The sequence below is a fragment of the Streptomyces sp. NPDC001933 genome (assembly GCF_042890955.1).
In the GTDB taxonomy this organism is placed as follows: domain Bacteria; phylum Actinomycetota; class Actinomycetes; order Streptomycetales; family Streptomycetaceae; genus Streptomyces.
Map to the genome: position 1 here is coordinate 277495 of NZ_JBIASS010000004.1, position 13988 is coordinate 291482.

Annotated in this window: 13 protein-coding genes and 1 pseudogene; 9 read left to right on the plus strand and 5 right to left on the minus strand. The window is 71.2% G+C overall.

Annotated elements, in window-relative coordinates; genetic code table 11:
• Nucleotides 1-61 precede the first annotated feature (61 nt).
• From ACFYY7_RS12330 to ACFYY7_RS12365, 8 genes are all read left to right on the plus strand, one after another.
• Complete coding sequence (locus ACFYY7_RS12330) at nucleotides 62-1666, plus strand: ABC transporter substrate-binding protein (RefSeq protein ID WP_388660425.1); 1605 nt, start codon at nucleotides 62-64, stop codon at nucleotides 1664-1666.
• Nucleotides 1667-1689: 23 nt separating this feature from the next.
• Nucleotides 1690-2655, plus strand: a complete 966-nt coding sequence (locus ACFYY7_RS12335; protein WP_388661093.1) for an ABC transporter permease — start codon at nucleotides 1690-1692, stop codon at nucleotides 2653-2655.
• Nucleotides 2648-3505 carry an ABC transporter permease gene (locus tag ACFYY7_RS12340; protein ID WP_388660427.1) on the plus strand — a complete coding sequence of 286 codons (858 nt, stop codon included), beginning with the start codon at nucleotides 2648-2650 and terminating at the stop codon, nucleotides 3503-3505. The genes ACFYY7_RS12335 and ACFYY7_RS12340 overlap by 8 nt, the downstream gene beginning before the upstream one ends.
• Nucleotides 3506-3522: 17 nt before the next feature.
• The gene (locus ACFYY7_RS12345) at nucleotides 3523-4485 is read left to right on the plus strand and encodes an ABC transporter ATP-binding protein (RefSeq protein ID WP_388661096.1); all 963 of its coding nucleotides are present in this window, start codon (nucleotides 3523-3525) and stop codon (nucleotides 4483-4485) included.
• Nucleotides 4478-5173, plus strand: a complete 696-nt coding sequence (locus ACFYY7_RS12350; protein ID WP_351251958.1) for an ATP-binding cassette domain-containing protein — start codon at nucleotides 4478-4480, stop codon at nucleotides 5171-5173. The genes ACFYY7_RS12345 and ACFYY7_RS12350 overlap by 8 nt, the downstream gene beginning before the upstream one ends.
• Nucleotides 5174-5329: 156 nt before the next feature.
• Nucleotides 5330-6445, plus strand: coding sequence for a ricin-type beta-trefoil lectin domain protein (locus tag ACFYY7_RS12355; protein ID WP_388660430.1), 1116 nt, complete (start codon nucleotides 5330-5332; stop codon nucleotides 6443-6445).
• Nucleotides 6446-6579: 134 nt separating this feature from the next.
• Nucleotides 6580-7464, plus strand: a complete 885-nt coding sequence (locus tag ACFYY7_RS12360; protein ID WP_388660433.1) for a phosphatidylinositol-specific phospholipase C/glycerophosphodiester phosphodiesterase family protein — start codon at nucleotides 6580-6582, stop codon at nucleotides 7462-7464.
• 167 nt (nucleotides 7465-7631) lie between these two features.
• Nucleotides 7632-7826 (plus strand): hypothetical protein, encoded by a 195-nt coding sequence (locus tag ACFYY7_RS12365; protein WP_124720290.1) that lies wholly within the window; start codon nucleotides 7632-7634, stop codon nucleotides 7824-7826.
• 89 nt (nucleotides 7827-7915) lie between these two features.
• Here ACFYY7_RS12365 and ACFYY7_RS12370 read toward each other — a convergent pair whose 3' ends face one another.
• The gene (locus ACFYY7_RS12370; protein ID WP_388660435.1) at nucleotides 7916-8239 is read right to left on the minus strand and encodes a DMT family transporter; all 324 of its coding nucleotides are present in this window, start codon (nucleotides 8237-8239) and stop codon (nucleotides 7916-7918) included.
• A complete protein-coding gene (locus ACFYY7_RS12375) occupies nucleotides 8236-8886 on the minus strand; it encodes an FMN-dependent NADH-azoreductase (RefSeq protein ID WP_388660438.1) in 651 nt (216 codons plus the stop codon). The genes ACFYY7_RS12370 and ACFYY7_RS12375 overlap by 4 nt, the downstream gene beginning before the upstream one ends.
• A 96-nt stretch (nucleotides 8887-8982) precedes the next feature.
• On the opposite strand from ACFYY7_RS12375, the gene ACFYY7_RS12380 reads away from it, so the two are divergent.
• The gene (locus tag ACFYY7_RS12380; protein ID WP_388660440.1) at nucleotides 8983-9537 is read left to right on the plus strand and encodes a TetR/AcrR family transcriptional regulator; all 555 of its coding nucleotides are present in this window, start codon (nucleotides 8983-8985) and stop codon (nucleotides 9535-9537) included.
• Nucleotides 9538-9596: 59 nt separating this feature from the next.
• On the opposite strand, the pseudogene ACFYY7_RS12385 reads toward ACFYY7_RS12380, so the two are convergent.
• The 3 genes and pseudogenes from ACFYY7_RS12385 to ACFYY7_RS12395 form a co-directional block, all read right to left on the minus strand.
• Nucleotides 9597-10031 (minus strand): annotated as a pseudogene (locus ACFYY7_RS12385) (helix-turn-helix domain-containing protein); the annotation flags it as partial.
• Nucleotides 10032-10222: 191 nt separating this feature from the next.
• Nucleotides 10223-11524 carry a hypothetical protein gene (locus ACFYY7_RS12390; RefSeq protein ID WP_388660442.1) on the minus strand — a complete coding sequence of 434 codons (1302 nt, stop codon included), beginning with the start codon at nucleotides 11522-11524 and terminating at the stop codon, nucleotides 10223-10225.
• On the minus strand, nucleotides 11521-13551 hold the full coding sequence (locus ACFYY7_RS12395; RefSeq protein WP_388660445.1) for a transglycosylase domain-containing protein: 2031 nt from the start codon (nucleotides 13549-13551) through the stop codon (nucleotides 11521-11523). The genes ACFYY7_RS12390 and ACFYY7_RS12395 overlap by 4 nt, the downstream gene beginning before the upstream one ends.
• Nucleotides 13552-13988: the final 437 nt, after the last annotated feature.

The following is a 13988-nucleotide window of genomic DNA, read 5'->3' on the forward strand; positions in this document are numbered from 1 at the left end:
ACCTGCTGTTTAATTGCGATCTGTTCGCAATAACATTTGATCTTGAATAAGGGGTGCGGGTATGACGGCCCGATCGATACGGGGAGCGGCCGCCGCGACACTGGCGACCGTGCTGTTGGCGGCCGCGACGGCCTGTTCGCAGCCGGGAGGCCCGGACGGCGGCGGCTCCGGATCGGGCGCGGGGGATTCGGCGGTGGTCGGCATCGCCTACGAGCCCGACAGCCTCAGCCCGCTGCTCGGCTACGGCAAGGACGGCAACTCCAAGATCTTCGACGGGCTGCTCACGCTCGACGACAAGATGGAGCTGCGGCCCGCGCTCGCCACCGCCCTGCCCGAGGTGAGCGACGACGGACTGACGTACACCTACCGGCTGCGCAAGGGCGTGAAGTTCAGCGACGGCGAGCCGTTCGGTGCGAAGGACGTGGTCTTCACCTACCGGACCATCCTCGACGAGAAGACCAACAACGCCTCCCGCACCGAACTCGACGCGGTGAAGAGCGTCGAGGCGGCCGGGGACGACACCGTCGTCTTCACGCTCAAGTACCCCTACGCGCCCTTCGCCCGGCGCACCGTCCTGCCCATCGCACCCGAACACGTCGCGGGCAAGCAGGACGTCAACACCGGTGACTTCACCACCCACCCCATAGGCACCGGACCGTACCTGCTCACCAAGTGGTCCAAGGGCGAGAAGATCGCCTTCAAGGCCAACCCCGGCTACTGGGGCGGCGCGCCGAAGGTGAAGAAGTTCACCATGGCGATCATCAAGGACGACGACGTACGCGCCACCCGGCTGCGCTCCGGCGAACTCGACGGCGCGATCCTGCCGCCCAACCTCGCCAAGGGCTTCGCCCGCACCGACGGCACCCGGACGTACGCCGCCACCACCTACGACTACCGCACCGTGACCCTGCCCACCCACAACGAGGTCACGGGCGACATCGCCGTCCGGCGCGCCCTCGATGTCGCCGTCGACCGCAAGGCCATGGTCGACTCCCTCCTCAACGGCGAGGGCCGGCCCGCCTACGGGCCCGTCCCCACCGACAGCGAGTGGTTCACCAAGGGCACCGAACGCCCCCACGACCTCGCCGCCGCGAAGAAGATCCTCGACGACGCCGGATGGAAGCCCGGCAAGGACGGCATCCGCACCAGGGACGGCGTGCGCGCCGCCTTCCCCCTCTGGTACCTCACCGGCGACAAGCTGCGCCAGGACCACGCGCTCGCCTACGCCTCCGACGCCAAGAAGGCCGGCATCGACATCACCACCGAGGCCGGGACCTGGGAGGTCATCGAGCCCCGGATGAAGCAGGACGCGGTCCTCGCGGGCGGCGGATCACCCGCCGACCCCGACTTCGACCAGTACACCCTGCTGAAGTCCTCGCTCGCGGGCGACGGCTTCAACAACATGGCGTGGTACGACAACAAAGCCGTCGACCGGGCCCTGGAAGCGGGCCGCAGAAGCGGTGACCGCGCCGCACGCAAGGCTGCCTACGACGCAGTCCAGCGCGAACTGGTGAAGAACCCCGGCTACACCTTCCTCACCCACATCGACCACCTCTACGTCGTCAAGGACCGCTTCGGCACCCTGACCACCCAGGTCGAACCGCACGACCACGGACTGGCCTCCGGCCCCTGGTGGAACGTCGAGGACTGGACGCCGAAGAAGTGAACCACCGCCTCCCCTGGGGGCCGATGGGCAGGATGGCGGGACGGCGGGCACTGCTCGCCGTCCCCGTCCTGGCCGCTGTGACGTTCGGCGTCTTCGCCGTCGCCGCCGCCTCCCCCTTCGACCCCGTCAAGGCGTACGCGGGCACCGCCGGCCTCACCGCCTCGCAGGACAACCTCGACCAGCTGCGGGCCAACCTCGGCGTCGACCAGCCGCTCGTCAGCCGCTGGTGGAACTGGCTGACCTCCGCGCTCGGCGGCGACCTCGGCGACTCCGCGGTCATGCGCCAGCCGGTCGCCGACGTCATCGCCGAACGCCTGGGCTGGTCCGTACTGCTCGCCGCGACCGCCTTCGCCGTCGCCGTGGTACTCGGCACGGGCCTCGGCGTGCTGGCGGCACGCAGGCCGGGACGCCTGCTCGACCGGTGCGCAAGCTCCGCCGCGTATACCCTCGAAGCCGCCCCGGCCTTCTGGCTCGGCCTGCTCGCCATCTGGCTCTTCGCCCTGGAACTCGACGTGCTCCCGGCCGGCGGCCTCACCGACGCGGCCAGCGACACCGTCACCCCCGGGCAGGTCGCCACCCATCTGGTGCTCCCCGCGGCCGTGCTCGGGATCTCCCAGCTGCCGTGGTTCTTCCTCTACGTGCGCCAGGGCGTCGCGGACGCCCTCGACGAGGACCCGGTGCGCGGCGCCCGCGCCCGCGGACTGCGCGAACGCACCGTACTGCTCGGCCACGCACTGCGCTCCGGAATGCTGCCGATGCTCACCCTCATCGGCTCCCGCGTCCCCGAACTCATCACCGGCGCCCTGCTCGTCGAGACGGTCTTCAGCTGGCCCGGCATCGCCGCCGCCACCGTGCAGGCCGCCACCTCCGTCGACTTCCCGCTGCTCGCCGCGCTCACGGTGCTCGCCACCGCGGCCGTGGTGCTCGGCAACCTCCTCTCCGATCTGCTGTACGCGATCGCCGACCCGAGGGTGGGCTTCGATGGCTGAGACCGACCTCGGACCCGCGCGTCGCACCACCCGCCGGATCCGCGTGATCGCTTCCGCCGGGATCACCGGCGCGGTCCTGCTCGCGGTCCTGCTCGTGCCGCCGCTGGTCCAGCTCGACCAACAGGCCGTCGACCTCGCCGCCAAGCTCCGGCCACCGTCCTGGGAGCACCCGTTCGGCACCGACGACGTCGGGCGCGACCTGCTGCTGCGCTGCGTGTACGGGCTCCGTGTCTCCCTGCTCGTCGGCGTCGTCGCCGGGCTCACCGCGACCGTCATCGGGACCGCGGTCGGGGCACTGGCCGCGGCGTCCGGCGGCTGGACCGACCGCGTCGTCATGCGGCTCGTGGACACCTTCTCGTCCGTGCCGCATCTGCTGCTCGGCATCTTCATCGTCGCGATGTTCCGGCCCGGCGTCGGCCCGGTGATCGTGTCCGTCGCCCTCACCCACTGGCTCTCGACCGCCAGGATCGTCCGCGCCGAGGTGCTGTCGCTGCGCTCCCGCCCGTTCATCGACGCGGCGGTCTCCGGCGGCGCCTCGCGCAGCCGGGTCGTCGCCCGGCACCTGCTGCCCGCCGTGCTCCCGCAGGCCGGCCTCGCCGCGGTGCTCATGGTGCCGCACGCCATGTGGCACGAGTCCGCGCTCTCCTTCCTGGGGCTCGGACTGCCCACCCATCAGGCGAGCCTGGGCAATCTCGTACAGACGGCCCGCGGTTCGCTGCTCGCGGGGGACTGGTGGCCGACGCTCTTCCCCGGCCTGTTCCTGATCGTCCCGACCCTCGCCCTGGCGGGCCTCGCCGGAGCCTGGCGGGAGCGGATCAACCCGCGCCGCCGATCGGAGCTGATGCTGTGACGTCCGCCCCCGGCCCGATGACGCCGGTGCTCCGTGTCCGTGGACTCTCCGTGCGCTTCCGGATGCGCGGCGGGCGGCACATCGCCGCCGTCGATGACGCGCACTTCGACCTCGCGGCGGGGGAGTGCCTGGCCCTGGTCGGCGAGAGCGGCTGCGGCAAGTCCGTACTGGCCTCCGCACTGCTGGGGCTGCTCCCCGGCAATGCGCGGACCTCGGGCTCGGCGCTGCTCGGCGACGGCACCGAACTCCTCACCGCCGGTGAACGGACCCTGGCCCGCACGGTACGGGGCCGCCGCATCGGACTCGTCCCGCAGAGCCCCGCCGCACACCTCACCCCGGTCCGCACCGTGCGCGACCAACTGGAGGAGACCCTGCGCGAGCTGACCGGCACCCGCGGGTCCGCCCTGCGCCCGGCCGCCGAACGGGCCGCCGCACGCGCCTCGTTCCCGGCCGGGCACCTCGACCGGTATCCGCACGAACTCTCCGGCGGCCTCGCCCAGCGTGCCGCGACCGCGCTCGCCCTGATCGGCGACGCGCCCCTGCTCCTCGCCGACGAACCCACCACCGGGCTCGACCGCGACCTCGTCGAGCGGACCGTCGACGAACTGCGCCGCCACACCGACGGGGACCGGGCGCTGCTGCTCATCACCCACGACCTCGCGGCGGCCGAGCGGATCGCCGACCGGGTCGCCGTGATGTACGCGGGCCGCATCGTCGAACTCACCGACGCCGCCGGGTTCTTCGGCGATCCGGGACCGCGCCACCCGTACGCGCGCGGCCTCCTCGACGCCCTGCCGGAGCGCGCCTTCGTGCCGATCCCCGGCATGCCGCCGGAACTCGGGGCGCTGCCCGAGGGGTGCGCGTTCGCCGCCCGGTGCGGCCGTGCCGACGACCGGTGTGCCGAACTGCCCCTGTTCGACGGCCGTCTCGCCTGCCACCACGGTGTGCGGGCGGACGGGGAGGAGCCGGTCCGTGCTTGAACTCACCCGGGTCACCGCCGGATACGACCCCCGGGACCCCGTCGTCCGCGAGGCGTCGCTGAGCCTCGCGGCGGGGGAGTCGGTCGGGCTGCTGGGCCCGAGCGGCTGCGGCAAGTCCACCCTGGCGAGGGTCGCCGCACTGCTGCACCGCCCGTACGCGGGCACGGTCGTGCTCGACGGCGAGCAGGTACGCGGCTGGCGGCACGCCGCCCCGCGCGCGCAGCGCACCGCCGTCGGTGTCGTCTTCCAGCAGCCCCGGCTCGCCGCCGACCCCCGGCTCACCCTGCGCGAGCTCATCGCCCAGCCGCTGCGGGCCACCGGCCGCCGGGCCCAGGTGCCGGACCGGGTGGCCGAACTGGCGCCGGCCGTCGGACTCACGGCCGAACTGCTCGGCCGGCGCCCGCACGAGGTGAGCGACGGCCAGCTGCAGCGCGCCTGTCTGGCCAGGGCGCTGGTCCTGCGGCCGCGGTGGCTGATCTGCGACGAGATGACCGCGATGCTCGACGCGTCGACGACCGCCGCGCTGGTCGCGGTGGTGGAGACCTACCGGCGGGAGTCCGGGGCCGGACTGCTGGCCGTCGGCCACGACCGGGTGCTGCTGGAACGCTGGTGCGACCGGACGGTGGGCTGGACGACGGTGTGCGGTGCGGGCGGCACGGCGCAGGAGTCCATGAGCCCGACCGGATAAGTCCATGCCCCTGGCGGTCCGCCGACCCCCACCCTGTTTGACGAGTCCATGACCAATGGGTGAGTCCGTGGCCAATGGGCGAGTCCATGACCGAAGGGCGGGTCCACCGCCGACCGACGGGTCGGCCCGTCGACCCGTCCGGACAAGGAGTGGGACATGCACGGAGCACGCGCCACCGCCATGGTGGTGATCCTCGCCGTTGCCGCCTGTCTGGGCCTGGCCGGTCCCTCCGCCGCGGCCGGCCAGACCCCGGGTTCCTACAGCAACTACACGTTCCCGGCCGGGACTACCGCTCTCGACGAGGTCACCTTCGGGACGACCGTCCAGTCCGACCCCGGCCGGGCGAACGTCTTCTGGTCCCATCAGTTCGGCTTCACCAACGGGGTCGGCGGCTACATCGGCATGCAGCGCAACCGCTCCGGCGGCGGCCTGTTCCTCTTCTCGCTCTGGGACTCCACCGGAGGCAGGGCGGGAAGCACGGGCACCTACTGCCAGACGTTCACCGAGGGCGGCAGCGGCTACACCTGCCGGCTCGGTGAGCGTTTCGCGGCCGGGCACCACTACCGTTTCCGCGTCGCACCCGACGCGACGGCCGGCTGGTACCGGGCCACGATCACCGATGCCACGGCAGGGACCTCGTTCGTGCTCGGCAGCCTGCAGACCGGCACCGGCGCGAAGGTCGCCACCGGTGGAATGGTCGACTGGGTCGAGTACTTCGACTGGAACAACAACGCCGCCACCTGTGCCGACTCGCCGTACTCCAAGGCCCTCTTCGACCTGCCCGGCGGTACGACGGGCAGCGGGACCGTCACCGCCGCCCTCGGCGGCACCAGCGTCAGCGGCACGTGCTCCAGCGGCGCAGCGGTGCGGGGCCAGAGCGGCGGCAGCGTGCACGAGGACGGCATCGGCAACTCGTCCTCCGGCTCCCTCACCGGCGTCGGAGGCGCCTGCGTCGACATCCCCGGCGGCACCACGGGCACCCAGCTGAACCTCTGGAGCTGCAACGGCGGCAACAACCAGAACTGGGTGCGGGCCGCCGACGGAACGCTCCGCGCGCAGTTCCACTGCATGGCGGTGAGCGGAACCACCGTGCGGACCGCGGCCTGCGACGGCTCGGCCGCCCAGCAGTGGCGGACCGACGGAGCGGCCCTGGTGAACCCCGCCACCGGGAAGTGCCTCGACGCCTACGGGGGCGGCAGCGCCAACGGCACCCCGCTCGGCATCTACACCTGCACCGGTGGAGCCAACCAGCGCTGGACGCTCCCGGCCTGATCGAGGGAACGGCAGCCGACGGACGGACGACGACCGGGACAACTCTTGTGCGGGGTCTGCCCGTTGAGGTGATCACCGTCGCATACTCGGTCGCGTCCGCCCGTCCGGTCCACCACCGAATCCCGGGAGAATCCATGGCGTTCCCGACCCGCCGGTCCGTCGTCACCACCGCGCTCGCCATCGCGGCCGCAGGCACGTTCCTGTCTTCGCGGACGGCCGTCGCCTCCGACGCGGCCGCCACGTCCCCGGCCGCACGGCACCATCGCACCCGCGCCCTGCCCAGGGCCCACGCGCACAACGACTACCTGCACCCGCGTCCGCTGCACGACGCGCTCGCGCACGGCTTCACCAGTGTCGAGGCCGACATCTTCCTGGTGGACGGGGAGCTGCTGGTAGCCCACGAGGCCACCGACCTGGACCCCACCCGCACCCTCGCATCGCTCTACCTCGACCCGCTGCTCGCGAGGGTCCGGGCCAACCACGGAACGGTCCACCCCGGCTACCGCGAACCCGTGCAGCTGCTGATCGACATCAAGACGGACGGAGCCGCCGCCTATCTCGAACTGGACCGGCAGCTCCGGCGCTACCGGCGGATGCTGACGTCGTACCACCACGGCCGGGTGCGGCCCGGCGCGATCACACCCGTCATCTCCGGTGACCGCGCCGCCCGCGCCCCGATGGAGGCACAGAGCACCCGGTACGCCTTCTACGACGGCCGGCCCGAGGACCTCGGGGGCGCGGCCGACGCCACGTTCGTCCCGCTCATCAGCAGCAGCTGGACCGACGGCTTCAGCTGGCTCGGCGCGGGCCCCTTCCCCGTGGCCGAGCGGGACAAACTGCGCGCGCTCGTCGCCACGGCCCACCGGAGCGGGATGCGCATTCGCTTCTGGGCCACTCCCGACACGCCGGGACCGGAGCGGGAGGCACTCTGGACGGAGCTGCTGGCCGCCGGGGTCGACCACCTCAACACCGATGATCTGGCGGGACTGGAGCGCTTCCTGCGCACCCACGACCGGTAGCCCCGGACACGGGCCGTTCGTCCCCGCGACCGAACCGGACGCAACGCCCCGAGCGTGACAGCCAGTCAACACCCGGATGGCGGACACGCCAGTCGTCCGGATGGCTCCTCCGCTACGCCACACTGGCGGCCGAATGCCGCATTCCGGCGCGGCGGAGGAGGTTGGCCATGGCCATTTCGATCTCACTGGTGCTGCTTCTGCTGATCCTCGCGGTGATCTTTCTCCGCAACGGGGGGCTCAAGATCTCGCATGCGCTGGTCTGCGCCATGCTCGGGTTCTTCCTCGCGGGTACGAGCATGGCGCCGACCATCCAGGACGGCCTGGCGGCCACGGCCGACGTCGTCAGCAGTCTCAAGCCCTGAAGCCCCCGGGCACCGCGCGGCCGCTTCGCGGACGTGACCGGCACGCGCGGAGCCGGGTGCCCGCCCTCCCCGGGGCGGGCACCCGCCGCTCACGCGGACGGGGTCGTCATCCGCGCCAGTGCCACCCCGCCGACGATCAGGGAGACCGCCGCCAGCCGTCCCGGACTCACCGGATCGTGCTGGACGAGGATCCCCAGGGCGATGGCCCCGATCGCCCCGATGCCCGTGAAGACCGCGTACGCCGTGCCCACCGGCAGCCCCTCCATGGCCCGCGCGAGCAGATACACCGCGCCGATCATGAGCACGGCGCACACCAGTGTCGGCAGCGGCCTGGTGAACCCCTGCGTCGGTTTGATGCTCTGGGACCAGGCGACCTCGACCAGCCCGGCGCAGATCAGCAGCAGCCAGCTCATCGGATGCCTCCGCCCAGTTCACGTGCGGCGGTGAGGGCGGCCTCGCGCGACTCGTCGTGCTGGGTGCGGCGGGCGGCGAGCGAGGGATCGATCCGGGAGTTCACCAGCTCGGTCGAGAGGAAGACCGGGTCGTCGATCGCGAAGTGGCCCGCGAGGAAGTCCCGCAGATAGCGCTCCTGGTGGTCGTACGGTTCGCGCGGGGTGCCGGGACCGTACGCCCCGCCCCGGGCGGAGGCGATCACGAAGCGGCGCCCCGCCAGCGACATCCTGGGAAACGTCACCTGGTCGATCCACGCCTTCAGGGAGGCGGGGACGGAGAAGTTGTACATCGGGGTCGTGATCAGTACGACGTTGGCGGCGACCAGTTCGGCCAGCAGCGGCCGCAGCACCTCCCAGGCCCGTGCCTGGTCCGGGGTGCGCACAGCCTCCTCGTACCGCGCGATGTCGGTGATGCCGTGCCGCAGGACGTGGTCGCAGAGCTCGGTCCACGCCTCGTCGATCTGCGGCGCCGGGTCGGTACGCAGATCGCGGAGCACGTACGTGCCGGCCGGGTTCGCGCTCTGCCAGGCGGCGGCGAAGGCGTCGCCCAGTTCGCGGCTGTAGGAGTCGCGCCGCGCGCTCGCGGCGATGTGCAGCAGTACAGGCATGGGTACCCCCTGGAATCAGTAAGTGGACATCGTGTCCGCTTGGGTCGACCAGGGTAACCGGACGACGTGTCCACTTATTCCTGTACGGTGGAATCCATGGAACGCGCGGACGCAGCAAGGAACCGGGCCAAGGTGCTCGCAGCGGCCAGCCGGCTCTTCGCCGCGGGGGATCCGCGCAAGGTGACGATGGACGCCATCGCCCGGGAAGCCGGCGTGGGACGGGGCACGCTCTACCGCCGGTACCCCGACATCCCGTCCATCGCCACGGCGCTCCTCGACGAACACGAACGCTCGCTCCAGGAGAAGCTGCTGAGGGGCGAGCCGCCGCTGGGGCCGGGTGCGCCGCCCGCGCGGCGGCTGGCCGCCTTCTACGCGGCGATGACCGACCTGCTGGAGCAGCACATCCATCTCACCCTGGGTGCCGAGTCCGGCTCCGCGCGGTTCGCCACCGGGGCGTACGGTTTCTGGCGCGCGCATGTCCGCATGCTCGTCAACGAGGCGGGTGTCCCCGGCCCCGACGCGCTCGCCGACATCCTGCTGGCCCCGCTGGCGCCCGAGCTGTTCGCGTACCAGCGGAGCCGGGGCCGTGGCGTCGACGAGATCAAGTCGGCTCTGGAAACACTCGCGGAACGGACGCTCGCCGCGAGCTGAGGAGCGCTGGGGTCAGTTCCCGGCCGTGGCTGCCGGAGCGCTCCTCAACTCGCCTTCGCTCACGCGTACCGGTGCTCGGGGCGGCCCGTTTCGCCGTACTCGAGGCTCAGGCTGATGCGGCCCGCGCCCTCCGGATACTTGAGGCAGCGCAGGGCGGTGGAGCGGCTGAGGCCGGCCCGGGCGGCGACCTCGTGCGCGGACAGCGGCCCCTCGGCGGCCGACAGGACATGGCGGATGACGTCGGCGGTGGGCGCGGAGTGCCCCTTGGGCAGCCCGGCCGCCGGGCCGGACTCCATGGTGCGCAGGGCGCCGAAGATCTGGTCCACCTGCTCCTGCCCGGCCTCGCCCCGGCCGCCGCCCACGCCTTCGAGGGTCCGGCGCAGGGCCGCGTAACTCTCCAGCTTGGACCGCAGACCGCTGAAGCTGAACGGCTTGACCAGGTACCGGAGCGCGCCGTATCGCATGGCGGTCCGGACGGTCGCCACGTCCCGGGCGCCTTACTGCCGCCACCGTCGAGCGGGTCCTGAAGGCCTTCAAGCCGAACCTGAAGAATGCCGAGGTGGACCTCGCCAAGACGTACACGACGGAGTTCGTCGAGAAGGCGAACCGACCGCCGCCCACCACGCCCGCAGACCCTGGCGGCGCGGCTCCCGGCAACCGGAGCCGCGCCGCCGGGGTGCGCCGGCTACTGCTTCCAGCTCGGGGGCTGGGCGGGGTCGAGGGTCCGCCACTGCGCGAGGACCTTGGGGTCCTGCGCGTCGAGCCAGTCGGTCAGTTCACGGAAGGACACACAGCGGACCTCCTTGCGGGGGCAGACCTCCCGCATCGTGTCCTCGGCGGCGTCCATGTAGATCCCGCCGTTCCAGTCCTCGAAGTGGTTCCCGATGAACAGCGGTGCGCGGCTGCCGTGGAAGACCCGGTCGAACCCCGCCACGTACGCGTTCCGCGCCTCCTCGCGCCACGTCCGGTACTTCGCGGGATCGCCCTCGGTGCTGCCCTCGGACTGGTTGTAGAGGAAGTTGAAGTCCATGGACAGCACCTGGAAGTCCTTGCCGGGGAACGGCAGCATCTGCAGCGGGAGGTCCCAGATGCCGTTCTTCTTGGACGGCCAGATCTGGAAGTCGCCCGGGGAGCTCGCGTCGTAACGCCAGCCGAACGGCTTGGACGCCGACAGCAGGTTCTTCTGGCCCTCCAGGCACGGTGCCCGACCGCCGACGACCTCACGGGTGGGGTCGAAGGGGAGCGGATCGAGGTCCTTGAAGCCGGTGTTCGTCTTCCAGTTCTGCACGAAGGAGTAGAACTGGCCGATCTCGCTGATCCACTCGTCCTTGCTCCAGTCCCCACCGCCCTTCTTCTCGCAGAAGTGGCCGTTGAAATGCGACCCGATCTCGTTGCCCTCCTGCCAGGCGCCGCCGAGCTGCTCCAGTGTCATCCGGATGTGCTCGCGTGTCGGGTACGAGATCGCGGCCGCGCCGGCCTTGTGCTGGGGCGGCCGGTAGAGGTCCCGCTTCTCCTTCGGGAGCAGATAGATGCCGGTGAGGAAGAACGTCATGTGCGCGTTGCTCTCCTTCGCCGCACGGCGGAAGCGGGAGAACATCCTGTCGTCGCCCTCCAGCGCGCCGTCCCACGAGAACACCACGAACTGCGGCGGCCGTTCACCCGGCTTGAGCCGCTCGGCCTTCAACTGGCCCGGCTGCGGACCGGTGTAGGACGTGGAGCCGTCCCCCAGGATCTTGACCTTTCCGTCCCACTCCTCCTCCTCGGTGCTTCCACCGCCTCCGCGGTGCTCCCGGGCGGTCGGCTTCGGCGCGGCGATGGTACGCGTGCCCTCCTGCGGGGCGCGGGCGTCCGAGGCATCGTCGGACAGCAGCGGGACGAGGGCCGCGGAGCCCGACACCACGAGACATGCCGCGAGCCCCAGGACGATGCGGGGCGTGAGCCGGGCCCGTATTCGGTGTGCGGTGGACTTCACTCTGTTATCCGTCACTTCGTCGTGGCTTCCGTGTATGTGTTCCAGATCTGTGCCGGGAGCTTCCCGTCGTCCTCGGGGCCACCGGCCAGCCCCTTGAGCGGCAGCGGCGCGAGGCTCTTGGCCAGGTCCATGCGGTAGACGACGACGGCGGTGGACGCGGCCGGGCCGTATCCGACGTACCAGCGCGCGGTGTCGTCCTCGGTGGTTCCGGCCTTGGCGGCGACCGGCGCGGCCAAGGCGACCCCCCTCATGCCCGGCCGGGTGAGCGATCTGGTGATCGCGTCGGCGACGTCGGACCGTACGGCGCGCCTGGGCCGCGGCAGGTCGAGCCGCACCGGCTCGCCGTTGCGGGTGACCTTGCGGACCGAGTACGGATCGGTGTGTACGCCGCGGGCCGCGAACGTTCCGTACGCGTCGGCCATCCGGATGGCGCTGGGGGTGGAGTTGCCCATCGCGAACGCCGGGACGGGCGGGCCGAAGCTGGAGGGGAGCAGCCCCGATGCCTCGGCCGTGCTGCGGACCAGCTTCAGGCCCGTGTCCATGCCGAGTTGGAGGAAGGGCGAGTTCGCGGACTTCGTCATGGCCTCGTGCAGGCTGATCCGGCCGAAGGACTTGTCACCGTCGTTGTTGCCCTTGACCATCTTGCCGCTCCGGTCCCAGTAGGGGCCTTCGGGTGTAATGACGGGAATGTCGTCGTCGCCGTCGTACTCGGTCGACGGTGTGACGGTGGAGCGCGGGCCATTGCGTTCGTGCGTCACACCGTGCTGGAGGCCGGCGGCGTAGACGAAGGGGGTGAACGCCGAACCGGCCGGGACGGTACCCGCGTTGGATTCGTTGAAAGCCTGCCGCTCGAAGTCCGGTCCGCCGTACACCGCGAGGATCCGGCCGTCCGGTGCGACGGTCGATGCCCCGAACCGGACGAACCGGTCGGCCTTGCGCTGCTTGGGATCGAGCTCGTCGCGCGCATCACGGACGGCTCGGGCGAGGGCGGTCATCCGCGGTTTCTCGAACGTCGTGTAGATCTGGTAGCCGCCGAGGTCGAAGCGTGCGTCGGAGATGTGGCCGGCCCGCTTGGCGTACGACTCGGCGAGCTGTACGAGATAACCGTCCTGCCCGCCCGCGCTGTTGGGCCGGTGCGGGGGTTTCGGTTCGGGGAAGGTGGTGTACTTGGCCCGTTCGGCCGGGCTCAGCCTGCCGATCTCCACCATGCGGTCCAGCGTCCACTGCCACCGCTCGACGGCCCGTTCACGGTTGCGGGGGTTGACGGCGGGGTCGTACAGCGAGGCCCCCTTGAGCAAGGAGGCGAGGAAGGCGCCCTCGCTGGCGTTGAGTTGGGTTACCTCCTTGCCGTAGTAGGCCTGCGAGGCACGCTGGAGACCGTAGGTGCCACGGCCGAACCAGCTGGTGTTCAGGTACTCCTGAAGGATCTTGTCCTTGCTCAGGCGGCGGTCCAGCTTGACCGCCAGCAGCATCTCGGTGAACTTCCGCGAGAAGGACTGGTCCTGCGACAGATAGACGTTCTTCACGTACTGCTGGGTGATGGTGGACCCGCCCTGGGTGTCACCGTCGCCGACGGTGCGCCACAGCGCACGGGTGATCCCTTGCGTCGATATGCCGGGGTCGGAGTAGAAGTCGGCGTTCTCCGCCGCCAGTACGGCCCATCGGACATGGTCGGGGATCTTCGACAGGGGCATCTCCTGGCGGCTCACCCAGCCGGTCCGGGCCATCGGCGTGCCGTCGGCCCAGTAGTAGACGGTGTCCTGCTGGGTGGCGAAGGCGTTGAGGTCCTCCGGTATGTCCGTACGGGCATAGGCGATGCCCACCACGGTCGCCAGGGTCGCGGTGAACATCAGGACCGAGCCCAGGACCAGCCGCCACGAGGGAACCCATCTTCGCCAGCCGCGCCGTCCCGCGCGTGGGTAGTCCGGTCTGCGCAGCCGGCGGGCGATCGGGCGCTTCGTCTGCTTCCGGCGCCCCGTCCCCGGGATCAGCACCGCTCGTGCGGCCAGCGCCGCCCTGCTGAATCTGTTGTGCTGTGTCATTTCGTCCAGCCAGGACAGGCCGGGCCGGCCGCGGACCGCGGCCGTGCCCGTGCAGTGGTCATTGAACGTCCGCCGCCACACGTCGGCACATCGACGCCAACAGATCAAAGGCCAAAGCATGACCGAGAGTTCTGTCGCGAAGTCACGTAAAGATAACAGGCCCCCGGGAGAGGTGGTGCCGGGCGGCTCGCTCCGCCCTCGCGGCCCGGCCGACGACCGCCCGGTAGTCCGGGCCACCTGGTGCCGAACCGGCCAATTCGATTCTTGTCGCGCGCCGACCCCGCCGGAACACCGGACCGGTACCGCGACTTCACCGGGCCCGGCAGCGGCCGGGGGACGAGAGCGGGGGAAACGTCAAGCGCCGTTCCCGGCCAACGGTGACACGCGGGCGTGAGAGTGTCGTGGTGACACCCGGGGCCACCTGCCTAAGGTCTGAG

Excerpts from the sequence above, each read along its gene's own strand:
- ACFYY7_RS12335 (WP_388661093.1), top strand. The coding sequence starts at position 1,690 with ATGGGCAGGATGGCGGGACGGCGGGCACTGCTCGCCGTCCCCGTCCTG.
- ACFYY7_RS12380 (WP_388660440.1), top strand. The coding sequence starts at position 8,983 with ATGGAACGCGCGGACGCAGCAAGGAACCGGGCCAAGGTGCTCGCAGCG.
- ACFYY7_RS12375 (WP_388660438.1), bottom strand. The coding sequence starts at position 8,886 with ATGCCTGTACTGCTGCACATCGCCGCGAGCGCGCGGCGCGACTCCTAC.
- ACFYY7_RS12330 (WP_388660425.1), top strand. The coding sequence starts at position 62 with ATGACGGCCCGATCGATACGGGGAGCGGCCGCCGCGACACTGGCGACC.
- ACFYY7_RS12360 (WP_388660433.1), top strand. The coding sequence starts at position 6,580 with ATGGCGTTCCCGACCCGCCGGTCCGTCGTCACCACCGCGCTCGCCATC.
- ACFYY7_RS12355 (WP_388660430.1), top strand. The coding sequence starts at position 5,330 with ATGCACGGAGCACGCGCCACCGCCATGGTGGTGATCCTCGCCGTTGCC.
- ACFYY7_RS12370 (WP_388660435.1), bottom strand. The coding sequence starts at position 8,239 with ATGAGCTGGCTGCTGCTGATCTGCGCCGGGCTGGTCGAGGTCGCCTGG.
- ACFYY7_RS12340 (WP_388660427.1), top strand. The coding sequence starts at position 2,648 with ATGGCTGAGACCGACCTCGGACCCGCGCGTCGCACCACCCGCCGGATC.
- ACFYY7_RS12365 (WP_124720290.1), top strand. The coding sequence starts at position 7,632 with ATGGCCATTTCGATCTCACTGGTGCTGCTTCTGCTGATCCTCGCGGTG.
- ACFYY7_RS12345 (WP_388661096.1), top strand. The coding sequence starts at position 3,523 with ATGACGCCGGTGCTCCGTGTCCGTGGACTCTCCGTGCGCTTCCGGATG.
- ACFYY7_RS12395 (WP_388660445.1), bottom strand. The coding sequence starts at position 13,551 with ATGACACAGCACAACAGATTCAGCAGGGCGGCGCTGGCCGCACGAGCG.